The 25,442-nt window shown below is 34.8% G+C and carries 14 protein-coding genes and 1 pseudogene; 10 read left to right on the top strand and 5 right to left on the bottom strand.

Features of this window, described 5'->3' with window-relative positions:
• The first annotated feature begins 16 nt into the window (after nucleotides 1-16).
• The 5 genes from IPK91_09660 to IPK91_09640 are packed head-to-tail and all read left to right on the top strand — an operon-like array spanning nucleotide 17 to nucleotide 6,271.
• Nucleotides 17-988: a hypothetical protein gene (locus IPK91_09660; protein MBK8297522.1), complete on the top strand. Its 972-nt coding sequence runs from the start codon at nucleotides 17-19 to the stop codon at nucleotides 986-988.
• Nucleotides 972-2,405: an oligosaccharide flippase family protein gene (locus IPK91_09655; GenBank protein ID MBK8297521.1), complete on the top strand. Its 1,434-nt coding sequence runs from the start codon at nucleotides 972-974 to the stop codon at nucleotides 2,403-2,405. The genes IPK91_09660 and IPK91_09655 overlap by 17 nt, the downstream gene beginning before the upstream one ends.
• Nucleotides 2,405-4,069 carry a 7-cyano-7-deazaguanine synthase gene (locus IPK91_09650; GenBank protein MBK8297520.1) on the top strand — a complete coding sequence of 555 codons (1,665 nt, stop codon included), beginning with the start codon at nucleotides 2,405-2,407 and terminating at the stop codon, nucleotides 4,067-4,069. The genes IPK91_09655 and IPK91_09650 overlap by 1 nt, the downstream gene beginning before the upstream one ends.
• On the top strand, nucleotides 4,059-5,186 hold the full coding sequence (locus IPK91_09645) for a glycosyltransferase family 4 protein (GenBank protein MBK8297519.1): 1,128 nt from the start codon (nucleotides 4,059-4,061) through the stop codon (nucleotides 5,184-5,186). Before IPK91_09650 ends, IPK91_09645 begins: the two co-directional genes overlap by 11 nt.
• Nucleotides 5,183-6,271: a hypothetical protein gene (locus IPK91_09640; protein ID MBK8297518.1), complete on the top strand. Its 1,089-nt coding sequence runs from the start codon at nucleotides 5,183-5,185 to the stop codon at nucleotides 6,269-6,271. The genes IPK91_09645 and IPK91_09640 overlap by 4 nt, the downstream gene beginning before the upstream one ends.
• A gap of 1 nt (nucleotide 6,272) precedes the next feature.
• On the opposite strand, the gene IPK91_09635 is transcribed toward IPK91_09640, so the two are convergent.
• The 4 genes and pseudogenes from IPK91_09635 to IPK91_09620 form a co-directional block, all read right to left on the bottom strand.
• Nucleotides 6,273-8,693 carry a copper-translocating P-type ATPase gene (locus tag IPK91_09635; GenBank protein MBK8297517.1) on the bottom strand — a complete coding sequence of 807 codons (2,421 nt, stop codon included), beginning with the start codon at nucleotides 8,691-8,693 and terminating at the stop codon, nucleotides 6,273-6,275.
• A gap of 92 nt (nucleotides 8,694-8,785) precedes the next feature.
• Nucleotides 8,786-9,347: pseudogene (locus IPK91_09630) on the bottom strand (helix-turn-helix transcriptional regulator).
• A 73-nt stretch (nucleotides 9,348-9,420) separates the two neighbouring features.
• Nucleotides 9,421-9,828: a hypothetical protein gene (locus IPK91_09625; GenBank protein ID MBK8297516.1), complete on the bottom strand. Its 408-nt coding sequence runs from the start codon at nucleotides 9,826-9,828 to the stop codon at nucleotides 9,421-9,423.
• Nucleotides 9,829-10,017: 189 nt separating this feature from the next.
• Nucleotides 10,018-12,219: a T9SS type A sorting domain-containing protein gene (locus tag IPK91_09620; protein MBK8297515.1), complete on the bottom strand. Its 2,202-nt coding sequence runs from the start codon at nucleotides 12,217-12,219 to the stop codon at nucleotides 10,018-10,020.
• Between the two features lie 228 nt (nucleotides 12,220-12,447).
• On the opposite strand from IPK91_09620, the gene IPK91_09615 reads away from it, so the two are divergent.
• Both IPK91_09615 and IPK91_09610 read left to right on the top strand, forming a co-directional pair.
• On the top strand, nucleotides 12,448-13,626 hold the full coding sequence (locus IPK91_09615) for a T9SS type A sorting domain-containing protein (protein MBK8297514.1): 1,179 nt from the start codon (nucleotides 12,448-12,450) through the stop codon (nucleotides 13,624-13,626).
• A 14-nt stretch (nucleotides 13,627-13,640) separates the two neighbouring features.
• Nucleotides 13,641-14,228: a T9SS type A sorting domain-containing protein gene (locus IPK91_09610; GenBank protein ID MBK8297513.1), complete on the top strand. Its 588-nt coding sequence runs from the start codon at nucleotides 13,641-13,643 to the stop codon at nucleotides 14,226-14,228.
• A 25-nt stretch (nucleotides 14,229-14,253) separates the two neighbouring features.
• Here the strand turns inward: IPK91_09610 and IPK91_09605 are convergent, their stop codons facing one another.
• Nucleotides 14,254-14,664 (bottom strand): nuclear transport factor 2 family protein, encoded by a 411-nt coding sequence (locus tag IPK91_09605; protein ID MBK8297512.1) that lies wholly within the window; start codon nucleotides 14,662-14,664, stop codon nucleotides 14,254-14,256.
• 194 nt (nucleotides 14,665-14,858) lie between these two features.
• On the opposite strand from IPK91_09605, the gene IPK91_09600 reads away from it, so the two are divergent.
• The 3 genes from IPK91_09600 to IPK91_09590 all read left to right on the top strand — a co-directional run bounded on the left by IPK91_09600 (nucleotide 14,859) and on the right by IPK91_09590 (nucleotide 25,439).
• Nucleotides 14,859-19,427 (top strand): tandem-95 repeat protein, encoded by a 4,569-nt coding sequence (locus tag IPK91_09600; GenBank protein MBK8297511.1) that lies wholly within the window; start codon nucleotides 14,859-14,861, stop codon nucleotides 19,425-19,427.
• A gap of 7 nt (nucleotides 19,428-19,434) precedes the next feature.
• Nucleotides 19,435-22,446 carry a CHAT domain-containing protein gene (locus IPK91_09595; GenBank protein ID MBK8297510.1) on the top strand — a complete coding sequence of 1,004 codons (3,012 nt, stop codon included), beginning with the start codon at nucleotides 19,435-19,437 and terminating at the stop codon, nucleotides 22,444-22,446.
• A gap of 116 nt (nucleotides 22,447-22,562) precedes the next feature.
• Nucleotides 22,563-25,439, top strand: coding sequence for a CHAT domain-containing protein (locus IPK91_09590; protein MBK8297509.1), 2,877 nt, complete (start codon nucleotides 22,563-22,565; stop codon nucleotides 25,437-25,439).
• Nucleotides 25,440-25,442 lie beyond the last annotated feature (3 nt).

Below are 25,442 nucleotides of genomic sequence, written 5' to 3'. Positions count from 1 at the left end.
ATTTTCAATTATAGACTTGGGACTCATTCAACAACGTACAACAAATACAGTAAAAAGGGCATACATAGGCTGTCCGGATAGTTATTTTACAAAAACATTTGTTCCAAAACTAGTAGAGCAAGGGCCATTTCTATTGATTTTTATAAGCCAAAAACCATTTGTTTTAAAACCTTCAAATGCATCATTTTTTCTGCGTTTTGTTTTGAGCTTAAAGGCCAATCCGCTACTAAAAACTGCAAGTTTAGTTTATTGGAAATATTATACCCATCGCCACCACATTCCATTTTTAGTTTTTGATTCAGTAAATAATCCTGAGCTAATAGAATACTTGAAAGATAAAGAATTCATTTTATCGGCAGGATTGCATGAAAAAGTAAGTGGTGATCTCTTACGGGCCTGCCCTAATGGATTGATCAATTTTCATTATTCATTATTACCGAGATACCGAGGTTGTTTTCCTGTTTTTTGGCAATGTGTTCAAGCTGATTTGGAATTTGGTTATACCTTTCATAAGATGAATGAGCTATTTGATGCGGGTCCAATTTTGTTTCAAAATAAAATGAGCATTTCAAAGGAAAGCTTGAATTCAGAAAATCCGGTAGCGGCCATCTCAGATGAACTCACATTGCATGCTTCCAATCAAATTTATAAATTAGTCCATGTAGTGAAAGAGTTTGTTGCTGAAAACAAGCCTGCCAGTTTATTTACAAAAAGGGACTTTGTAAATTTCCACAAATTGAATTGGGATCAAAGTGGATTGGATTGGTTTGAAAAGTGTAAGTTTTCAAAGAGGTTTATATTACAGGATCGCTATTTGATTCATTTTAAGCCAGCTGGTATTTCAAAAAATTCAACGAATCGGATACGAATCAAAGGAATCTCACTTATTATTAGTAAAGATTACCGTAATTTTATCATTCAAAGCATCAATTACCTTCCAGCCTTTTTTTATTATTTTCAAATAAAGAAAATTGTCCGTAATTCCTGATCAAAATACAAGCCCTCAACATACTTTAAACCATCTGTTCAGATGGCAATTTGCCAGTTCGCTCTATATGAGCTTATTGCAATTAGCAAGTCTTGTATTTCTTGGACAATTTCTAGGGTATAAGGAGATGGGAATTTATACCATATTTCAAATAGTATTCAGATTGGCAATGGCTTTACTGGATCCTGGGATGTTTGTTTCTATCATTCAAAAAGCTGAATTTACTAAGGAAATACTTACTAAATTGAGAAACATACAGTATTTACTGTTGTGTATTTGTATTGGATTGCTTATAGGATTTTATTTATGGGAGTATACCTATCTTATAAATTACCCATATGTTGTAATAATATCCTTAGTACTTTTTTGTACTATAGGTATTGGAAGTATGTATCCTTCTATATTGCAACATCATTTAAAACAAAAACAAATTAGTTTATTTCTAATTTTATCTGGAACAGCAGAATTTATTTGGATTCTACTTGCAATTTGGTATGTTGATCCAATATTGGTATTTTGTATTGGCTTGTTTTTAAGATTTAGCATTTTTTATACCCTTTCATGGATTTATACCAAACTCCTGATTTATAACGATCAAATTAATGAATCAGTTCAGGAACATGTTTCCTTTTCAGCTTATCAGGTTTTGAATCAAGGTATCAGTTTTGTACAGGGTAATTTTGATACGGTATTAGTTGGTTCCGTCTTTGGCTTGTTGGTTTTGGGTCCATATAATATTGCTTCTGAATTTAGCTATCTTTTATTTTCTAAAATCAATCCAATATTTAATAAGGCGATTTTTCCATTGTTGGCAAAGTACCAGAATGATGTTAAACACCGACAGGATATAATTAAAGAAAGTTTATTAAGTCATGCCCTGGTATGTATTACCATTTATTTAATTGTTTATTCGCATTTGTCTGATATCATTCCACTACTTTTTAAAGATCCTGAATACAGCATTTTGCAGTTTTCTAGATTCATTGTAATCATGGCAATGATTCGTTCGATCAATAATATAGTTTTCAATCAATTATTAGCTTTAGGAGAATCTTCAAGACTTTTAAAATGGAATATTGCAGTACTAATTATAAATTATGTATTTATTGCTGTAGTTTATTGGACACAAACAGATATTTATAAATTTTTATTAATTAATATATTTCTCAGCTTCTCGGTATTAGTATATTCAATACACCGTCTATTAATTTATTTTGAAGATGTCAAATTGTTTTATAAAGCGCTACTAAAATATACGATCTATTTAATGTGTTGTTGCATCGTTTTGTATTTGATTCATTTGATGAATCCGAAATTTATTAGTTCTTTGCTTTGTGCAGTTGCAGGCTTATTTAGTATCAATTTTATTTTTTATCGCGATAAAATAATTGAATTGTTCCGTTTGAAAATTATGTGATGGCAAAGTTGTTATTTATATTTTCGAAGAACAATTCTTTTCAACAATGGAAATTAAAATCAACAGCTTTTAATACGAGCGTGTCAAAGGATCTGAATCTTGTGATTGAAAAAAATCATTGGGCTCTATTTTATGATCATTTGACTCCAGTAAAGCCAATTAAAATTCAGACACCAGACGCCACTGCATTTATATTAGGGAATTTTTCTTTCCAGAAAAACACATTTAATGAAAGGAAAGAAGGAAAAAACTGTCGAACGATATTCTATAAGGAGCTCCCTGACATAAAAACAGTGTTCAATCAATTGAATGGAACTTATTGTTATATTGGTTTCAATGAAATAAACAACAAGGTTTCTATATACACCGATTATCTGGGTTTTTTTCCCTTGTATTTATATCAGGATGAACGACAAATTATTGTTTCCAGTGAAATCAAACTTATTAAAGAAGTGGCTGATGGAAATTTAAGCTGGAATACGCAGGCAATGCAGTCTTATTTAGATAATGGACATTTAATTTCAAACCAATCCTGGTTTACTGAGATCGTCAGGATGCGTCCAGCCAGTATGTATTCACTTGACTGCGAAACGAGTCAATTAAATAGAACCTATTATTGGACCTGGTCTGAAGTATCAAAAACAACAAGACCCATTGAGGAAATGTTAGATTCGTATTATCAATTATTTAAATCAGGAATTTCACAGTTAGATCAAGAAGATTGTAATTCATTTGGAGTAAGTCTCAGTGGTGGATTAGACAGTCGTTTGATTGCATATATTGCTTCCAAAACCTGCCATCTTAATTCATTTAGTTTCGGAAATGCGGTAAATTATGAAATACAAATAGCTCAAAAAGTTGCAAAGACTCTTAGTATAAAACATGAATTTATACAGATAGGAATGTCTAATTGGTTAGAAAATCGATTGGGCGCCTTTTGGAAAGTGGATGGCTTGCTCCATTTAGGACATTTGCACGAGGCACCTGTCCATAAATATATTGCAGCAAGCTATCCTGTTTATTTTCATGGATTTTTTGGTGGTGGAATCTATGCGAATCGGAGCGATGCTAATTCAGCAATGAAGCCTTCTTTGATAGCTAAATATCTTAAATTAGGAACCAGCCCGGATGAAAGTGAAGATGTTTTTTATTCTAAGCAATGCATAGATTCGTATTTAATCGATCAAAAAATTCGCAATCAGTCTGCGCATAGTGTTTATTTGTTGTCTTCTCATTGTAAATTAATCCTTCCATATTATAATATGAACTGGATGGCTTTAAATTATAGTATCGATGATTGCTTGCAATTGAACCACAGGTTTTACTTAAAATTTTTAAATAAATATTTACCGAAACAATTGTTAGACATACCCTGGCAACGAACAGGAATCCCTCCTCAATACATTTTTTTAAATTTATTAGCAGTTTCTTCCAGATTACCATCTATTAGAGAAAAAATAGCTCAATTTTTTGGCTCCTCAAAGCATTTTATCAATTATAATGAAATTGACCGGGAATTAAACCAATGGCTTTTGCATTTTAAGAGTGAAATTAGGGATTTGGGAATTAGTAGAATTCCGAATTCAAGAGAATTAAAATTCAGAGTAGTGTCTCTGGTGCTAATTATAAAAATGATGAATAAGAATACACAGCATGTTCTTTAAGGTATTGCATATATTGGATAGCTATTTGCCTGAAACTATGAATTGGATTGATTCTATTCTGCAAAGTACTGGGTCAAACTGCGAACATCATATAGCCGCCCGATATCACATAAATGATTATAAACTAAAGTATCCGATGGTTCCTGGCAGTCTTACGAGTACATATCCGGTTCCAATTTACAATAAAGTGTTATGCTCATTATTGGATTTAAGCTCATCAAGCCGTCTTTATAACTATGTAATCAGAGAATCCATCGATATCATTCATTTTCATTTTGCAAATACTGCAATTAGACAGATGCAATTAATTGAGAAATTAAAAATTCCAGTTTTGATTTCATTTTACGGATTTGATTATGAATTTCTGGTTAAGAGTAAATCAGGAACTTTAAAAGCTTATCAAAATTTGGCTCATTTAGGGTGTCGATTTATCGTAGAAGGAAGGTATTCAAGAAATGTATTGTTGGAATATGGAATTCCATCAAGGCAAATCAGCATCTTGCATTTACTATTTTCAAGAAATGGAATTTTAAAACCGATAAACTGGCAATCCCCGATTCGATTGATACAGGCAGCAAGTTTTACAGAGAAGAAGAACCAATTGGCATTATTGGAGGCATTGCAGGATCGCCATGCGGGTCGACTTAAAATAGTTATGATTGGGGAACCGGTAGATAAAAATTACTATGCTGAGATTCAAAAACTATTAGTAAAGAAAGTAAATCATTCGATACGTATTCTGGATAAAATGACTCCGGATCGTTATTTAAATCATTTAATGAAGCATCATTTTGCGGTTAATTTAAGTAAGCGTTCCAAAAGTTATGATACGGAAGGAGGATGTCCCATTTTTATTAAAGACAGTTTAAATTTAGCTAAACCGGTTATTAGCACTTCACATTGTGATATTCCTGAATCGGTTATCCATGGGTTTAATGGATATCTTACAGACGCAACTAACTTAAAAGCAATTGAAGATACATTGGATAGGGTATTAAAATTGTCTCAAAAAGCATATAATGGATTATGTATAAATGCATTTCAATCGGTTAATGTAAATTCCATAAATAATATAACTGGAGAAGAATTGAATAATATTTATACTGCTTGTTTATGAGGATTGTAATATTTAGTCACAATTACCCTCCTAAGAGAAATCCCCGGTCGTTTCGAATTCAGAATTTGGAGCAATCGGGTTTTTTTGGAAAAGAGTATTTGATTATTTCTACATCTAATCAGCAGTCAAGTCAAAGCATACCTTCGACTGACAAATTATTCATTAATAAGTGGAATTATAATAAACTCGAATTCCTATTAAGTATAATAAAAAGGATTCGGTACAATCAATTAGCTGATTTTATAAGTAAATGCATCATTCCGGATCGCTATGTATTTATTCAAATTTATTATTTGATACTGTATTTGGTTAAATTTAGAAAGGCGGATGATTTAATCTATACAGTTTCAAATCCGTTTAGCAGTCATTTGATAGGTATCGTGCTTCAAAAATACTTTAAGCATGAATGGCATGCAGATATAGGCGATGTTTACTTTTCGCCTATGACATCGAATTGGTGCATTCACCAGACAATCGAACGGAAGGTGCTGGTATCAGCAAATCGGATCATTTTAAATTGTGAATCTATTAGGAATCACTTTATCAAAGTTTATTCAATTAATAAGGAAAAAACTCAACTTGTACCCAATGGAGTTAATATCAAATTTGAAAACAGCAAGCCTATTTCCTCTCCAATACTAAGATTTAGTTTTATTGGAAATACATACCATCCGGTTCGCCCCGGCATAAGAGAAGTTTATTACATTTTAAAATATATTCAAACACATTCAAAGAGACCTATGATTTTGCAATTATTTGGGAATCAAGATCAGCCGATTGTAAAATTAGCTAAGCAAAATCCACTATTAATTAAAATCAGCTATTGTAATTCGGATCAAGAATTAGAAGAAGCATATGCGAATAGTGATATATTAATAAATTTTGCAAACGTAAATCATCCGGGATTACCAAGTAAATTGGAGGAGTATGTCGCTAGTGGAATTCCTATAATTAATTTTATACATACTGAAAGGGATTCTAGTTGTGAATATTTAAGTTCAAAACAAGCTAAGTGTTTGCATATAAATTGTTCAAATGATGTTAATCAGGATTACTCTGTTCTTGAAAGTTTTATTTCAAATTAAATCAATTCAGTTTTTTAGATCGTAATCTTAAGCTATTACTGACTACAGATACCGAACTAAATGCCATTGCAGCTCCTGCAATCATAGGATTTAATAGAAACCCATTCACTGGATATAATATGCCAGCCGCAATGGGTATTCCAATTATATTATAGATAAAAGCCCAAAATAGATTTTGACGTATGGTAGTTAGCGTGTATTCAGATAATTTAATTGCTTGGGGAATTTTTCTTAAATCCGATGAAATAATTGTAATTGAGGAAACGTCCATTGCAATATCACTGCCCTTCCCCATTGCAATGCTGACATCAGCAAGCGCCAGTGCAGTACTATCATTAATTCCATCACCCACCATTGCGACTACTTTGCCTGATTCTTGTAATTTTCGGATGTATGCAGCTTTACTTTCTGGTAGCATTTCAGCTTCAAAATGTTTTATTCCTATCTCTCTGGCTGTAGTCTCTGCTGTTTTTTTAGCATCGCCTGTCAACATATGCACTTCAATATCTAATTTTTGTAAAGCCTGAATTGCTTGTTTTGAACCAGGTTTAAGCTGATCACTTACAGAAAGTATTGCAAGACTTGTTGTTTCATTTGCATACCAAATTATGGATTTGGCTTCTGATTCCCATTGATTAAACTTAGATAGCAAGCGTTCTGAAGTATCAATTCCTTTTTCTTTCAGATAGTTTTTCGTCCCTATATAATACCAGACATTTTGAAATTGAGCACGTACACCTTTACCCGTTTCACTTTCAAAGGAGGCAATGGGTTTAGATTGTATTTCCGGGAAGAATTTAACAACGGCATCTGCCAAGGGATGTTCTGACTGTTTTTCTATGGAAACCAATATTTCTTTAAGTTCATTTGTTTCTTGATGCCATACGATTTGATCTATAGAAGGAGTTCCTTCAGTGATTGTTCCGGTTTTATCCAATATTAAAACATCTATTTTTTTTGCTAATTCCAGACTTTCCGCGTCTTTAATAAGGATTCCTAGTTCTGCAGCTTTACCGATACCCGCCATTAATGCAGTAGGAGTAGCTAGTCCTAAGGCACAAGGACATGCAATAACCAAAACGGTTACAAAGGCGAGTAAGCCGTGACTTAAAGCATTGCTTCCACTTAAGATCAACCAACTTATAAAACTCAACACGGCAATGCCAATGACAATAAAAACAAAGACACTGGAAATTTTATCCACCAACTTTTGAACGGGTGCTTTACTTCCTTGGGCTTGTTGCACCATTTTAATGATTTGATCAAGAATTGTATTTCCTGCCGTTTTTTCTGCAATGAAACGAATGCTCCCTTTTTGATTAATCGTACCTGCATAAACAGCATCCCCTATTTTTTTTTCTACAGGTATCGGTTCGCCACTCAGCATGCTTTCATCAACAAAACTTGTTCCATAGATAATTTTTCCATCTAAAGCAATTTTTTCGCCGGGTTTTACTAATACAATTTGACCTGCTTTTATCAATTGAACAGGCATTTCCATATGATGATCACCTTCATGTATGACATGAACCGTTTTAGGTGCGAGACTCATTAATTTTTTAATAGCAAACGAAGCTTTTCCTTTTGCCCGCTCTTCTAAAAACTTTCCTAATAATATAAAACTGATTACAACCGATGCGGCCTCAAAATAAACATGAGCATGCAATCCTTGCTCATGCCAAAATGAAGGGATCAGGGTATTAAATACACTAAACAAATAAGCAACACCGGTGCTCACTGCTACCAGTGTATCCATATTGGCAGATCGGTGTTTTGCCTGTTTCCAGGCATTGATAAAAAATTGTTTTCCAAAATAGGCAAGTACCGGTGTTGTTAAAATCCACATTATGTAATTTGCATACGGGATGTCCATAAAAAACATGGCAATTACAAAAACAGGAATGGAAAGACCTATAGAACCAATGGTTCTATATTTGAGCGATGTATATTGAGTTGCTTGTAATGCTTCGAGTTGGTCTTTGGCTTCCTCTGATTCATCAATAACTAATTCATATCCTATATAGTATAAGGTATCTTTTAATTTTTGTGAACTGATCAGTCCAGGTATAAATTTTATATGCGCTAAATTATTCGCAAAATTGACCGAAGCAGACAAAACACCGGGTAGTTTTTCCAAAACGGATTGGATGTGCGCTGCACAAGCGCTGCAACTCATGTTACGAACAGGATAATCTTTAGTCAATACAGGGACCTTGTATCCCAGGGATTCAATGGTGTTCACTGCAAGTTGGATAGCTTGTACAGGATTTTCAGTTTCAATTAAAACCCGTTTATTATTCAGTTCAACTTTGTTGTTTTGCAGTCCTTCAACTTTTGACAAATTTGAATGAATAAGTAGCGAACAGTGTTCACTTTCCATTCCGTCAATGGGTAGTATTAATTGTTCTTTGATTACAGACATATCGATTAGAAATAATAGACAAAGTTCTATTAGAAATTCTATAACTGATTATACTATTTTGGTAAAGGTTTACAAAATTTTGTAAATAGGACCTATCCTACCTGATCTAAAGCCAGTCTTTTGTCTATTCCTAGGTTTTTGAAATGGCTGGGTGTCAATCCGGAAATTTTTTAAATTGACTGGATAAATGAGCTACACTGCTGTAATGAAGCTTATTTGCAATTTCACTTAAACTTAATTCATTATAAATTAGAAGTTCTTTGGCTTTCTCTATTTTTGAAGAATTAAATATTTCTCAATGGTAATTCCTTCAACTGCTGAAAACAAATTGCTTAATAGACTGTAGTCTTTGTTTAATTTTTTTGTCAAAATATATGAAAAATTTTGATGTGCATAGTCTGTATCGAGTTGAATGTACTCAATAATTGCAATTTTGATTTGTTCGATGAGTTGCTGTTTGGAATTGTCTAATATCTCAAAACCCAGAGCATTTAGATTTTTCTTAAATTGGGATAGAATTGAATTGGTTGGTTGAGTTTTTAATTTCAATTCACCTAAATGCAATGAATCAATTTCAAGATCTAAATTTTTAGCTTCATGCTCAACTGCCAGAATGCACCGATGACAAACCATATTCTTGATATATAAGACCATTCGTGAAGCGTTGAAAATAAATAACAGGTACCCCAGGAAAAAGGTTTATACAATCCGTTTTGAATGCAGTTTCTTAGTTTAATTTTCTTCGGTAACTATGGCCATAACCATCGGAAATCCAATCATACAACATCAATTGCTGATCATCTATCCAAATGCTTTGATTTGGAATTCCATTTGGAAATTCGAGATAATAACAACACTTCCACATAGTACTGTCTGTATTAATTTTTAATTCGTAGGTAGTTGAAAATTGCAACTTGTCATCTTTATACTCCTTTATGGTATTTGAACTGATATAAAGCGTTTTAGTATAGTTTTCAGATTGCGGTGTCAGGGTCCATCCTCCAATTCCACCAACAGATTTTTCCCAGTTCCAGACGCCCAGTATTTGTTTTGCAAAGTCAGTTTCATCCTCCTTCTGACAAGAAATTAAAGGCAACATGAATAGGCATGCTAAATAGTATATGTGTGTTTTCATATCATGGAAACGCCTTAGTTAATTTAAAATTGTATTTATAACCTGATTTGAAAATTTATTTGAAATTTGAATTCATTTTTAAAATGAATTTTACAGAATTAACCCGAAACGCTTAATGTTAAGAAAAAGAAACGATAGAATTAATAGGAAACAGCATTCAATAAACTAGCTCTCGAAATTAGAATTACATTATTGCTTAAAAAATTTATAAATATTTATGCTTTCCTGATGTTCTGTTCTAATAAAGTAAATTCCGGAAGCCAGTTGTTCTAACTGCTTCAGTGATTTTGCAACAAGATGGCCTTGCAAATCGTAAATACTTGCTTTTGTTTCATGTTGTATCAATTGTTGAAGCGTATAATTTTCCAGTGGACCAGAATTGAGTTGGAGTTCTCCTTCTGGATTCCTGGCTTTTTTATATTGTTGACAACTTTTCCAATAGCGACCTCTCCATATACAATCTCCTTTACGAACCTCCACGGTAAGCGTATTGAAATAGGTACCCATCATCATTACATATGCACCGGAAGAACCAGTTGACCAACGTATTTGATATTGACTGGGATCAATAAGCTGTCCATTGGTTTCAAATAGTCCGACAATAAACATGCAGGAACTACTGCAAACGGATTGACAAATGATATCCGGATAGACTAATTGATGTTCAACATCATAATCATCTTCACACGAAGAAAGTATAAATTCCAATTCCTCACAATGACCACTGCATTCTATATCAAGAGAATCGAAAACAGTGCGCTTACAGATATCTGCAAATTCAATGGTTTTAGGTAATCCACTTTTCCAGGAATACATTTTAGACGTTAAACTAAATACATCTTTTTTAAATAGTAAAATTGGATTTTGATTAATGAGTGTGTACTCGGGATGATTAGAACTTGCGGGGATTTGCCAAAACAATTCTTGATTTCTGTTTTTTGGCTGAATTATTTGTTTAAAGGCATTTAAAGCAGTTACTTCAACCATACCATTTGGCAAACATTTTTGAATGGTAGTAATGCCGCAAGAATCCAGAGTACAATTTGTTACATTTATATATATCGTATCTGTGTGTTCACACAATGCATCTTCATAATGTACCAAATATTTTGTAGATTGACTTGGACTTGCTTTTGGATTTGGGCACGTAACACAACTTAATCCAATGGAGGGGGACCAGGTATAATTGATTGCAGGGTTGTACGATTGAATTAATTCAATGGTATCTCCTCTACATATGAGATGATTCTTTGCAATTAATTCTGGTTTTATAGTTTGAATTTTAATCGATTTAAAAATCGTATCGTAGCAAGATTCTTTGGAATGGATTACCAACCTGACTTTAGCAATTCCTGAATCTTGCAAAGAGAAAATGGGATTTTTGGTATTTGATTGCAATTGATCGGTATTGTAAAAAACCGTCCATTGCCAAAAGTCAATTGTAGAAAACTGATCGGTCGATTCATCAATTAATTGCAACTCAACCGGATTTTTACAGGTATTGATTGAATAGTTAAAAGCAGCTTCCGGAACGGAATTACACAAACGAACATTAATTTGAAAATCACGGCGCAATACAGAAAGTAATTTACCATTTCGATATTCTTCCACGCAATATGCAACGAGGTATTGAGCAATGATTGGAACGGCAAATCCGCGCATAATTCCAGTTTTGGAATCAATATGCAAGGCAGGCGACCCGCCAATCATATCATTCAAAGTATAATTTTGGCTGAAAAGTACAGGATCGAAAGGTGGTTTTGAAGGAAAAGTTGGTCTTGGATTTTGAGGTGTGGCACCTGTGTTGGGATTGCATAAGGCATATACCAGAGAATCACCTTCTGCATCTTTAGCAGCTAAATGAAATTCTATGGGCTGATTTCCACAGATATAAATTGGAGGATATGGACTTAATACCGGACTCGAATTGCACGATAATAAAGCGGATTCTGTAATCTGGGCCGTATAGGTCGCTCCGGTATTTTCAGGATCCACAATGTTTAGGATGGTTCTATTTCTGCAACATCGTTGATAAGCCAGGATATATCCTCCAGCTAAGAAGGGCAACTCCAGCGTGTCTTTATAGGTAGTGGTATGGACACAAACATCACCACCGACGATTCCACAATTTTTAAAAGCAACTTCATTTAATGTATCATCGGCTCTGTATAGCATATCCAGACGACCATTGTTTGCAACATTAATTTGACGGACTCCTCGCGAATCATAAACGCCTAAATAAGCAGGATCATCAAAGGGTGGTTGGCCGTTAATACAGTCTCGTCTCACGGTCATCGTAATTTCATATTGATTATTGCCCAAACAGCGATAACTGATATCACCCCCAATAATATGGGTTGCTTTCAAATTATTACCAATGCTTAAAAACATTAAAATCAGGAAAATTGAGTGCAAATTTTGAGGGAGTCTGTTGATAAGCATACTATAAGAATTTGATTAAGAGCCTATAAAGTTAAACGAACTAAATGAAGATTTGTGCAATTGCAACTAGATAAATATAGATCCTTTTCCTTTGAGGATTGTTGCCTGTAATTAATTTTATATGATCTTCACATAGAAATAATAGTAGAAATTGTAACTTAGAGCATATTCCATAGTATGAAGATTATAAGCATAGGATGTTTGTTCTGGTTTTTGCTAAATGGTTCACATGGACAAGGGATCGTGGTAGATCACAATTCTGTTGAATTATTTGACAGCATTCCACAACAATATAAAGACGCTGCAGCCCAATTGCATATGATTTTTATGGACCGTTCGGTTGGCGGAAATATCGACGAATATTTAAATTGTCTCGCATCACCCTGGAGCAGTGCCCGAAGTTTTTGTAAAAAATACGATCACAGAGATTCAAATTATGCAGTCTCACCTAAAGAGGTATTTTGGAATGGAATCTGGGATCGAAGCCGTTGGCGTTATGAATATTGGCCTACTGCTTGTTCGGAAGATGTCCAGTGTTTTATAGATTTTATGCAAGCCCGAATGGATTCTTTTGATGTAATGGGATGCCAGTTTAGTTATTTGGCTGTTACTCCAGGTTCAAAAATTGCGGATCCGGTCAATGGATTTTTTGGAAGTAAAATTTCCAGAAACCATGCAAGCGTTTATTCCAAATTTGCAACGGATAATCCAAACAAAAAAATTATTTGGTGGACCAGTTCCCTTGCACGCGGGATTGGTAGTTTAGAATCTGAAGCGTTTAACGATCAAATGCGCAACTATACCCAGAAAAATCAACAAATACTTTTTGATGTGGCAGATATTTTGTCTCACAATCCGGATGGAATCCCTTGTTATGACAATCGGGATGGCATAGCCTATCAAACGGAAAATAATCCAGACGATGGTTTAAATATACCGGCCATTTGTCCTCAGTATACTACTGAAACCGAAGGGGGACATCTAGGATCCATATCGGCAGGTGGTATTCGTGTTGCAAAAGCGTTTTGGGTTTTGATGGCTCAAATTGCAGGTTGGCAAAGAATCACCAGTAAGGCAGAAGAATTCGATACTATTAAAATAAATTATTTTCCCGTACCGACACGGGATAAATTGATATTCAATATTAAGGGATTGAATTCAAACAGTCTTTTGGAATTTTCCATAATTGATTTAAATGGAAACTTGTTAAAATTTCAAACAGAAAATTATTATGTAAATCCAAAGTCCTATGAATTGTTAAGCATCCCATTACATGATCTGGAGAATGGTATGTACATTTTTAAAGTGAGAATTGGTAATTTTTACAAATCCATGAAGATTGTTGTACTTCATTAATTCGTTTATTTAGTATGCGTATTAAATTCGTTTTTCTGTTTTTGATTTCTTGTAGTTTTGGAGTATTAAAATCCCAAACCATTTTAAATTATTTTAATGCACAGGTATTAAATGGCCAGGTTATTTTAAATTGGGAAATTCAAACTGGGAATACCTGTGATGGAATTGAAATACAACATAGCACGGACAGCATTTCATATTATAAAATTGGAGAAATAAAAGGAGTTTGTGGCAGCAAAACAGAAAACATATCCTATGAATTTAAACATCTGTTTCCTCAAAAAAACAGGAAAAATTATTACAGATTGCAATTGGGAGGATTTGCATTTTCTGAATTGGAAACCGTGGAAGTATTAGATTTTAAAAATGGATATCTCTTAAGACCCAATCCAGCTCAAGACAAGCTTCAACTTAAATTTGATCGTGATTTGGGAAGTTTTCAAATACGAATCATTGATTTGCAGGGACATGCGGTTGTAAATACCCAAGGAATGGGGTCCGGGATTTATTTAGATGCCAGTGATTGGAGTCCCGGGGTCTATGTATTTATGATACAAACAGAGGATATTTTACCTATTAAAGGTCGTTTAATCAAATTATAAAATTTACTTCGGATCCTAAAGCATACTAGCCAATTTTAGTACTTTGGCGAGCCAACAGCTTCCAGCGTTTATGAGATTTAATCCATACCTGGCAAACATGTAAATTCAATCGGATGGCTTTACCTTGTAAAACAACTTCATGAACAGCCTGAAAGCGGACAATGGCAAATTTTTTTGAAACCTGGCAGTGCATGCTATCAGCTACGATATGCTCATATATTAAATAGTTTGAAAGGATATGATTTAATACTTCTTGTTTTGTTTCAACCCAACCATTGGAATGACCATATGAAAGCTCGGGATGTAAGAGTTCCTCAAGTTGCATTGAATCTTTTTGAATCAAGGCATTATGCAGAGATTTGGCAGCTGAAATGATCGGCAACGATTGCTGAGCACTTGCGTAAAAGCAACAGAGCACCAGGAAGTATTTAAACATATAATATATTTTTAAATGTAAAACTACACAAAGGACTAAAATTTTCAATTTTTTATGGATATCAGGGCAAGAATGAATTTTTTCATTTGTAATTTTTTGTATCTTGGCTATTCCATTTAATATATATTAGCATTAATTGAAATATAATATTTGGAGCCAATTCAATAGTCTAATCAAACATAAATTTTAAATAAATGAAAAGCGCAATTTTATTTTTATTTTTAAGTATATTTTCACTAAGGTGTTTTTGTCAAATTAAAGACCTGGAACAAAATTCTAAAAGGCAAGAACCCAGGACAAAGAATAATTTTGATAAGGCTAAGTTAGCGCGTATCAGTTTCCAAAAATTGGATTTAAATTATAAGACACTGGAATCAGATGCTTCAGGATTTCCTAAGAGATTTTCCTGCAAATTAATACATGCAATCGAAGCAAAGCAAAGATCGACCTATTGGGAACAAAATTTATTAGACTTATTAGGCCTTAGGCATGAAACGGGAGTTAGTTATCAGAAAATTTCTGAGGACTTAGATAAAAGGGGGATTTGGCATGCCAAGTTTGATCAGTTTTACAATGGAATTATTGTTTTAGGAGGGCAATATTTTATACATGAATATATAGACCGTCAGATTCTGGGTCATGGAAATGTGTTAATGCCTGAATCAAGAATTAATGCAAGAGTTGATTCATCTCAAATTCAAAATTTTATTGAAAATTATTTTAGAAATAAAAACCTTTTGGATGACCCAATTCACGCGTCAAATTTTCAACTGGCATATTGGTTTAATACCAACGAACAAAAATGGTTTCTAATATACAAAACGACTGTTCGTTGTAATACATATGAAAACTGGATGGTATATCTGGATGCAAGCACAGGTCAAATTTTGAAATCTACAAAAACACAGTGTAGTTTTCACAAAGAGGATGCCCACATCGGAAGAGATCCCAAAGTTTGTTGTGATGAAATTAAACAAAAAAGCAATTCAGCCAATTCAGAAATTGCTGGAGGTGAAACAACCCTGGCAAAAGATTTAAATGGGGTGGACCGTACCATCAATGTTTGGCGTGAAGGAGCAGATGTTTATCTTATTGATGCTTCAAAACCAATGTTTAAAGCAGGTCAATTCCAATTAGCTAATCCTATAGGAGCTATCTGGACACTGGATGCTAAAAATTCATTCAATCCTTTTCCTGGAAAAGATCAGATCAGTTCGAAGACAAATAATTATACAACAGTATCCGTTTCCACGCATTACAATGCGGGCCAGGTGTATGATTACTTTTACAATACACACGATAGAAATTCTATTGATGGAAAAGGCACAACCATTACTTCTTATGTAAATTTTGGATCCAATTATGTAGGAGCCTTTTGGTCCAATGGAACGATTCATTACGGGAATGGAAATGTTTCTAAAGGCTATTTACCTTTTGCTAAAGGAATCGATATTGGCGCACATGAAATTTCTCATGGAATTATCGATGCATCTGCAGGATTGGAATATGATGCTGAAACCGGTGCAATTAATGAATCGTTTGCAGATATATTTGGAGTGCTGGTCGATCGAACAGATTGGACGCTTGGAGAAGATATCATTGTTCCGGGACATCCAATACGCCCAACAGGCGTGGAGCGAAACATGGCAGATCCCAACCAGGGATTGCCGAAAGACAGTTTTCGGATTGGGTGGCAACCAAAACACGTGAATCAACAATATAAAGGATTGGAAGATGGTGGTGGTGTACATTGGAACAGTGGTATTCCGAATCATGCATTTTATTTATTTGTGCAAGGTATGATCAACACAGCCGGCAGTGAGGAAGCAGCTAAACAAATAGCCGAGCAAGTATATTATCATGCATTGATTTTTTATTTGACCCGGCAAGCTGATTTTAAAGATTTACGTGCATCTATCGAACAAGCATGTAAAGATTTATATGCAAATAATGCCGATGTTTTAGCCTCAGCAAATACTGCATTTGATATGGTTGGAATCACAAGCAGCAATAATCCGGGTGGCGGCTTGTTTGATTTTAGTCAAAAAGATTTGCCGGTTAACCCCGGAACAGAATTTGTAGTGTGCACCCGATTTAATGTAAATGCCAACAGAAATGAAGGGGTTTATATTAGAGATATGACGACGCATACATTCCAGCAATTGAGTAATTTAAATATTGTAAGCAAACCTTCTGTGACAGATGATGGCACCGACATTTATTTTGTTGCTACTGATTTAAAAGTGTATCGTCTGCGATACAATCCAAGTACATTTACATATGATCAAAGTTTACTGATTGATAATCCAGTTTACCGAAATGTGAGTGTCTCTAAAGATGGTAGATTTATTTCATTGCTCGAATTACCAACGCAGAATAATAATAAATTAAAAGTACGCGATTTGCTTACTCAGGATGAGCAAATATTTACGTTAACAAATACAGAATTACAGGTAGGCTTGCAGAGTTCGACCGTTACACAAATTGGATCTATGGATTTTGATCCTAGCGGACAATATATTATGTATGATTGTTTTAGTACCAATGTAATTGTTGGAGGAAATTCATTTCAACAATGGGATATTGGCGTGCTCCGTTTTTGGGATGTTGCAGGAGATCAATTTGGAGATGGTGCGATTGAAAAATTGTTTCGCGCTCCTTTGGCTGATATCAGTCAAGATGTAGTTTATCAATTTAGAAATCCGGTTTTTGCTAAAAATTCTCCTTATGTCTTGGCTTTTGATTTTTATTTCACTGACTTTGGAAATCAAACTTATGGTGGCAGTTTTGGAATTGTAGGGACCAATATTGAAAAGGGAGAATTAAAATATATTCAACAACAACGAGTCGGATTGGCTTATCCAAATTATTCAATGGAAGATGACAGTTTGAGTTTTGACGATGGGTTTCAAACACCTACGCGACCTACTCGAATTCATACAGTCGGATTGGCAGCTTCAAAAATAGATTCGAATGGAACATCAAATCGTTTTCTCAATGGCTACCGTTGGGCGAGTCGATTTGGTAATGGGAAACGAAAATTAATTAATTATTTTCCACTTGCAGCAGCTGATCATTTTGTAACAGACGAAGATCAACAACTTGCTGCGACGGTTGTAACCAATGATCGCCCCAGCAATGATGGCTCGAATAATTGGAAATTGAAGGGCGCAAATGGAGGTGCTTTAAAAGGGACTGTTACCATGATGCAAGACGGTCAATTTGTTTATAAACCCGATCCCAATTATTTTGGATCTGACCAGTTTAATTATGTCTTGTGTGATGTTGATTCTGATTGTTCGGAAGCAACTGTTTTAATTGATATAAATTCCATAAACGACATTCCCATCGCAGTTATAGATAATTTTATAACAAATGAAGATCAGAACTTAAATGGAGATGTATCAACAAACGATCAACCATGTATAGATGGCGGGAACCAATGGAAATTAAAAGGAACCAATGGCGGCGCATTGAGAGGTGTTGTCAGTATGGATGTTGATGGTAAATTTAATTACAAGCCTGAAGCAGATTTTCACGGTCAGGATGAATTTAGTTATACATTGTGTGATGTAGATTCGGATTGTTCAGAAGCTATTGTTAGAGTAATGATTAATTCCACCAATGATATTCCCATCGCAGTTGTAGATAATTTTATTTTAGATGAAGATCAGGAATTAAATGCGGATGTTGCTTTAAATGATCAACCTAGTCCAGATGGAGGAAATCAATTGAAATTAAAAGGTTCCAATGGAGGTGCTTTAAAGGCAATAGTAACAATGAATTTAGATGGTACGTTTAATTTCAAGCCTATTTCAAATTATTATGGAATGGATGAATTTACCTATGAATTATGTGACGCAAATTCTGATTGTTCTCAGACTACAGTCAAGGTATTAATTAATTCGGTAAACGACTTACCCATCGCTTTTGAAGATAATTTTAGTTCTGATGAAGACCAGGTATTATCTGGAAATGTTAATGCAAATGATGTTTTAAGTCCAGATGGAGGAAATCAATGGAAATTAAAAGGTGCGAATGGTGGTGCTTTAAAAGGAGTAGTAAGCATGAATCCCGATGGCCAGTTTAGTTACAAACCTGATGCAAATTATTTTGGGACAGACCAATTTGTATATGAATTGTGCGATGGAGAACCCGATTGCGCAGAGGCTTTGGTAAATATTACCATCAATTCAATTAACGATTTACCGGTTGCAATTAATGACCAATATAGCACCAAACAGAATCAAATGGTGGTTGGAGATGTTTCTCTCAATGACGTTGCAAGTGGTGATGGAGGCAATTTATGGTTGTTGGTAGGTGCGAATGGAGGTGCTGCCAATGGAACCGTTAGTTTAGATCCTTTGGGTGCATTTAGTTATCAGCCTAAATTGGATTTTGTCGGAATGGATTCGTTTCGATATAGAATGTGTGATACTGATCCGGATTGTGCAACGGCAACCGTAAACATAAACGTTGAATCAACAGTAGGAACCCATGAGAAGTTAATTCCTATGGTGATATCCATAAGTCCAAATCCGTTTCAAAATAACCTCTTGATTAAATTTGATTCAAAATCAAATTCGACTGGATTGTTAACCTTTTTTAATATTCTTGGAAAATGTACAGAACAACAACAAATAACAATTAATTCAGGGCAGCAGTTGATAAATTTAAATACAAGTGATTTAAATGAAGGTATTTATATTTTAAGAATACAAATTGAAAATCAGAATCAACATATTAAGTTAATAAAGAAATAGAATTTTTATGAATTTGGTCAAGCAATTAACTTATATAATTGTATTGATTCCTTTTTTGGTATCTGGTCAAAGCAGCGAATCCATTGCGATCAAAGAGATAGACAGTTTACTTGAATTGTCTATAGATTTTGCAGAAAATCAAGAGTTTGAAAAAGCTTTTGAACTGAATGCAATGGCTGAAAAATTAGCATTAAGTAAATTTAGCAATGCATCTGTTTCTTTCGCTAACTGTTTATTAAACAAGGGCAAAATTTATTATTATAAAAGTGAATTTGTTGATGCTGAAAAGTGGTTTTTACAATCCAAACCAATATTTGAAAATACATTAGGCAAAGGAAGTTCAGATTATGCTATGAACTTGCATATGCTAGGAGTAATTAACTATATGACTGGTAATTACAATAGAGCAGAACAGTATTATCTGGAGTCAAGAGCAATTAGAGAAGAAATCTTTGGAAAAAGCAGTGTAGATTATGCAGCCAGTATTTTGAATTTGGGTCTGGTATATACGGATTCTGGAAATTATGAGAAGGCAGAACCCTTGTATCTGGAAACGAAGGAAATTTTTGAAGCTAAATTGAAAAACATGGAGCATCCTTTATACTTAAACTGTCTTAATAATCTCGGAATTTTATATTATCAGATGGGAATCTATAATAAAGCGGAGCCCTTGGGATTAGAAGCGAAACGTATTCGCGAACGTAATTTGGGAAAAGAGCATCCTGAATATGCTCAAAGTCTTAACAACCTTTCAGTATTATATACGGCAATGGGGAATTATGAAAAAGCAGAACCATTTGCTTTAGAAGCAAAAACAATTTTTAAAAAAGTTTATGGCATAGAACATCCTCATTATGCATCCAGTGTTTCCAGCCTTGCAAATTTATATTATTATAAAGGTAATTTTGAAAAAGCACTAAACCTTGAACTCGAAGCTCGTGAAATAAATGAAAAAGTATATGGAAAAGTCCATCCAGAATGTGCACTTATTATCAATAATTTGGGAAATACCTATATGGACTTGAGACAAATGGATAAAGCAGAAGTATGTTATCTTGAATCTATGCGTATCTATGAAAAAGTGCACGGCAAGGATCATCCGGATTATGCCTGGAGTTTGGGAAATCTTGCAAATTTTTATCTTGCAAACGGTCAATTTGAAAAAGCAGAAAGTTTTGCTTTGGAAGTAAAAAAATTAAGGGAAAAACTTTTAGGAAAGCAACATCCGCATTACCTGGATGTTTTGTACACCTTAGCATATGTCTATGAAATTAAAAAAGAGTATCAAATTGGAGAACGGATTTTAGAAGAAGCTGCTTCTCTTGAACAAGCTCAGGTTTCTTCAGCAATTTCATATTTATCAGAACAGGAACTTGCCAAATATATAGACATGTATAAAAGGAATGGCAGTGATATGGCAAATTATACTTTAGCCTGTAAAGAGTCTGGTGGAAATTGTAATAAACTAACTGAATTAGTATTCAATAACGCGTTATTTTATAAAGGATTTTTATTAAAAGCAAGCTCAAGGATGAATGTTTTAGCAAGTACTAATTCGCTGGCTACAGATATTTATAAGAAACTAAAAGGCTATCGTCGTCGATTGGCTTCAGAATATTCTTTACCTATTTCAGAGCGAACAAACTTATTGGAATTAGAAGACAAAGCAAATGCTGCTGAAAAGGAATTATCAAGTTTAATTTCTGAATACGAAGCTGAAAGCAAACAACTTTCTTGGAAAGATATACAATCTAAACTTACTGAAAATGAGGTCGCTATTGAGTTTTTGCATTTACCAATTCAATTTCCTCATAAATCGGGAAAGATAATTTATATAGCATTAATACTAAAATCAGGAATCCAACAAATAGAATTTATACCTTTATTTTATGAGGAATCTCTTGATTCTTTATTGCAATCGAACACCTTGCGTCGGGCTGATCATGTTAATAATTTATATACCCATTTTGACCGGGGTGCAATTGCACCTGAAGAATCTAAAAGGACACTTTATGATATTCTTTGGAGACCTCTTGTTAAGGAACTAACAAATGTAAAAACAATTTATTTCTCTCCAAGTGGCTTATTACACAGAATTAATTTGGATGCAGTTCCTATTTCTGAAACAGAGACTTTAGCAGACAGGTATCAATTAATTGGGATAAACAGTACGAGGCAATTAGCCATTCCTTCACAAATAAAAAATAATCGAAACGATGCTGTTTTATTTGGAGGAATTCAATTTGAACAGGATTTTACAATCAAAGCAGAAGAGAATTTGCTTACATCCCGTTCAATGGAGGAATTAGCATTTAGTTCTGTAGATTCTACATTGAGAGGTGGAAGTTGGAATTATTTGCCCGGTACAGAACGAGAAGTGAATGCTATTGAAAAGATCATGCAATCTAATGAATTCACTGTTGACTTGAAAAAGGGATATCTGGCTACAGAAGAAAACTTCAAGAATATTGGGACAAACAATACTCCTTCACCTCGAATCCTACATATCGCAACGCATGGATATTTCTTTGCAGATCCCAAAACTAATAGTCAGCAGTCACTATTCAATAATCAAACAGGAAGCGTGTTTAAAATGAGTGAACATCCGATGCTTCGTTCCGGATTAATACTTGCAGGAGGCAACGCAGCCTGGCAAGGAAAACAAACACTGGAAGGACGAGAAGATGGAATTCTCACGGCATACGAAATTTCTCAGATGAATTTATCGAATACAGAACTCGTTGTGCTATCCGCATGTGAAACCGGATTAGGTGATATTCGGGGAAATGAAGGTGTATATGGATTACAACGTGCTTTTAAGATCGCTGGAGCAAAATATCTCATCATGAGTTTGTGGCAAGTACCAGATAAGCAAACCTCCATGTTGATGACAACATTTTACAAGAAATTGTTAGAATTGAAAATGACGATACCAGATGCATTCCATGCCGCTCAAAAAGAATTGCGGGATCTTGGATTGGATCCGTATCAATGGGCTGGGTTTGTGTTAGTTGAGTAATTTATTAATAATTCTAAATCCTCATTCCCCGCGCTCATTATGATTCTGTATTTTACTTGGCTTGGTAGTGTAGTTTTTAAGTAGAAAGTATAATATTGCACTCTGAATGTAAAAATTTGAAATACACGAACCTTATTTTAATATTGTTGGCATTAGACCGTCTTTCCGCTCAAGCAATTGATTCTAGTGCAATTAAACAGGTAGATAGCCTCATTCGAGTATCGCGTGACTACACGAGTAAAAGAGATTTCGATAAAGCGCTAGAAGTCATTTCTGAAGCTGAACGTATCGCATTAAAAAATCTTGGAAGGGAGTCAGCATCGTATGGTAGTTGTGCCTTCAGTCGGGGTAGGGTGATGCATAACAAAAAGGATTTCCCAGAAGCCGAAAAATTTTATATAGAAGCCAAAGTCATCCGAGAAAAAGTGCTTGGCAAGGCACACCCCGCTTATGGCTGGTCCATGAATAATCTTGGACTCTTAAACAAAGATATGGGCAATTACGATAAAGCTGAATCCTATTATCTTGAAGCCAAAGCCATCTGGGAAAAAGCATTGGGTAAGGAGCATTTCAATTATGCCGCAAGTATAAACAATCTTGCAAGCCTGTATTGGACTTTGGGTGACTACGAAAAGGCAGAGCCACTCTATCTCGAATCCAAAACCATTAGAAAAAAAGTGCTGGGTAATGAACATCCAGATTATGCGGCAAGCCTCAACAACTTGGCAAGTCTTTACATTGAAATGGGGAACTATCTAAAAGTCGAGCCACTAATTCTTGAAGCCAAAGCCATCCTGGAAAAAGTGTTTGGAAAGGAACATTTTGAATATGCCAAAAGCTTGGAATATTTGGCAATCTTTTATCATGATATGGGCAACTTTGAAAAAGCCGAGCCTCTTTATATCGAAGCCAAAGACATCCGTGAAAAAGTATTCGGAAAGGAACATTCCGAATATGCCTCAAGCATTAATAACCTTGCAGTCCTGTACGATGATATGGGTAACTATGAAAAGGCAGAGCCTCTTTACCTCGAATTCAAAGCTATCATTGAAAAAACACTGGGCAAGGAGCATCCTGATTATGCAACAAGCCCTAACAATCTGGGAAACCTTTATTATGAAATGGGCAGCTACGAAAAAGCTGTGGCCCTCCACCTCGAAGCCAAAGCTATCAGAGAAAAAATGTTGGGCAAGGCACATCCAGATTATACTGCAAGTTTAGACAACCTGGCACGTGTATATGAAAGACAACATCGATATTTAGCCTCGGAACCATTACTAGAAGAAGCATTTTTCCTGAGGCAAACCAGATTTTTAAACGCCACATCTTTTCTTTCGGAACAAGAACTTGCTCAATATTTAATAAAATATCAAAAAGGCGGAGACCGATTGAATTCTTATTTATTCGCACGCCCAAACATTAAAGCACACTCCGGAATTCTGACTAATTTGGCATATAATTATGCCCTTTTTTATAAAGGCTTCCTCCAGGCCGCTGCTACTCGGCTGAATGCTCCTACGTTTATTTCAGCAGAAATGGTAGACTTGAATCTCCAACTCAAAAGCTACCGTCGTCGGCTCTCCGTTGAATACACAAAGCCAATCGCTGGGAAAAAAGGCATCGCCGAATTGGAAGAAAAAGCCAACCTTGCAGAAAAAAAACTTGCCCGTTCAGTTTCGGGTTATGCAGAGGCTATCCGTCAAGTTAAATGGCAGGATGTAAAAGATGGTTTAAAAAAAGCAGAAGCTGCTATCGAGATTGTTCATTTTAAGATCAATTTTCCTAGTTATATGGATAGTATCATGTATGCAGCCCTACTGATTGAACCTGGATCGGATCAGCCTAAGTTTATCCCACTTTTTGAAGAAAAATCTTTGGATTCCCTTTTATATTCCAAATCAGAACGCAGAGCAGATTATGTCAATAGTTTGTACACGTTATCAGATCGTGGGGCAGTAGCCATTGATGCTCCTAAAAAATCACTGTATGATATTTTATGGAAACCATTAGAAAATGAATTAAGAGAAATTAAAACGATTTATTTTTCACCGAGCGGATTATTGCACAGAATTAATTTGAATGCAATTCCCGTATCGGAAACAGAAGTATTAGCAGATAGATATCAATTAGTTGAATTAAACAGTACACGCCAATTGGTTATCCCCAATCAAATAAAGCATATCAATAACGATGCTGTTTTGTTTGGTGGAATTCAATTTGAACGAGATACTAATTTCATTTCAAATGAACCCTTGATTGTTTCACGATCAAGAGGAGAATTGTCTTTTCAAAACACAGATACAACGTTAAGAGGAGGATCCTGGAATTACCTTTCGGGAACAGAACGAGAAGTCAATGCTATAGAAACAATCATGCAACATTCAGGAGTGAAAACCAATTTAAAAAAAGGATTAAATGCAACGGAAGAAGCATTTAAAAATATTGGTATAAATAATGCTCCATCACCAAGAATCTTGCACATTGCAACCCACGGCTACTTTTTCCCCGATCAAAAAATCAATAGTCAGCAATCAGCAGTCAGTAGTCAGAAGGAAAGCGTATTTAAAATAAGTGATCATCCTATGTTGCGTTCCGGTTTGATTTTGGCAGGAGGGAATGCTGCATGGCAAGGAAAACAAGCATTGGAGGGAAGAGAAGATGGAATTTTAACTGCTTACGAAATTTCCCAAATGAATTTATCCAACACTGAATTAGTCGTATTGTCTGCATGTGAGACGGGATTGGGAGATATCCAAGGCAATGAAGGCGTATATGGATTGCAAAGAGCATTTAAAATTGCAGGAGCTAAATATTTAATCATGTCGCTATGGCAAGTACCCGATAAACAAACCAGTTTATTGATGACTGCATTTTATAAGAAGTGGTTAGAAGCTAAAATGACGATACCAAATGCATTCCATGCTGCTCAAAAAGAATTGAGGGATCTTGGATTGGATCCACATCAATGGGCGGGATTTGTATTGGTAGAGTAAAGT

This window comes from Saprospiraceae bacterium (assembly GCA_016712145.1).
Classification (GTDB): Bacteria; Bacteroidota; Bacteroidia; order Chitinophagales; family Saprospiraceae; genus Vicinibacter.
The sequence above is the reverse complement of the archived record's forward strand: the minus strand, read 5'-3'. Positions and strand labels throughout refer to the sequence as shown.

Excerpts from the sequence above, each read along its gene's own strand:
- IPK91_09650 (MBK8297520.1), top strand. The coding sequence starts at position 2,405 with ATGGCAAAGTTGTTATTTATATTTTCGAAGAACAATTCTTTTCAACAA.
- IPK91_09645 (MBK8297519.1), top strand. The coding sequence starts at position 4,059 with ATGTTCTTTAAGGTATTGCATATATTGGATAGCTATTTGCCTGAAACT.
- IPK91_09640 (MBK8297518.1), top strand. The coding sequence starts at position 5,183 with ATGAGGATTGTAATATTTAGTCACAATTACCCTCCTAAGAGAAATCCC.
- IPK91_09635 (MBK8297517.1), bottom strand. The coding sequence starts at position 8,693 with ATGTCTGTAATCAAAGAACAATTAATACTACCCATTGACGGAATGGAA.
- IPK91_09625 (MBK8297516.1), bottom strand. The coding sequence starts at position 9,828 with ATGAAAACACACATATACTATTTAGCATGCCTATTCATGTTGCCTTTA.
- IPK91_09620 (MBK8297515.1), bottom strand. The coding sequence starts at position 12,219 with ATGTTTTTAAGCATTGGTAATAATTTGAAAGCAACCCATATTATTGGG.
- IPK91_09615 (MBK8297514.1), top strand. The coding sequence starts at position 12,448 with ATGAAGATTATAAGCATAGGATGTTTGTTCTGGTTTTTGCTAAATGGT.
- IPK91_09610 (MBK8297513.1), top strand. The coding sequence starts at position 13,641 with ATGCGTATTAAATTCGTTTTTCTGTTTTTGATTTCTTGTAGTTTTGGA.
- IPK91_09605 (MBK8297512.1), bottom strand. The coding sequence starts at position 14,664 with ATGTTTAAATACTTCCTGGTGCTCTGTTGCTTTTACGCAAGTGCTCAG.
- IPK91_09600 (MBK8297511.1), top strand. The coding sequence starts at position 14,859 with ATGAAAAGCGCAATTTTATTTTTATTTTTAAGTATATTTTCACTAAGG.
- IPK91_09595 (MBK8297510.1), top strand. The coding sequence starts at position 19,435 with ATGAATTTGGTCAAGCAATTAACTTATATAATTGTATTGATTCCTTTT.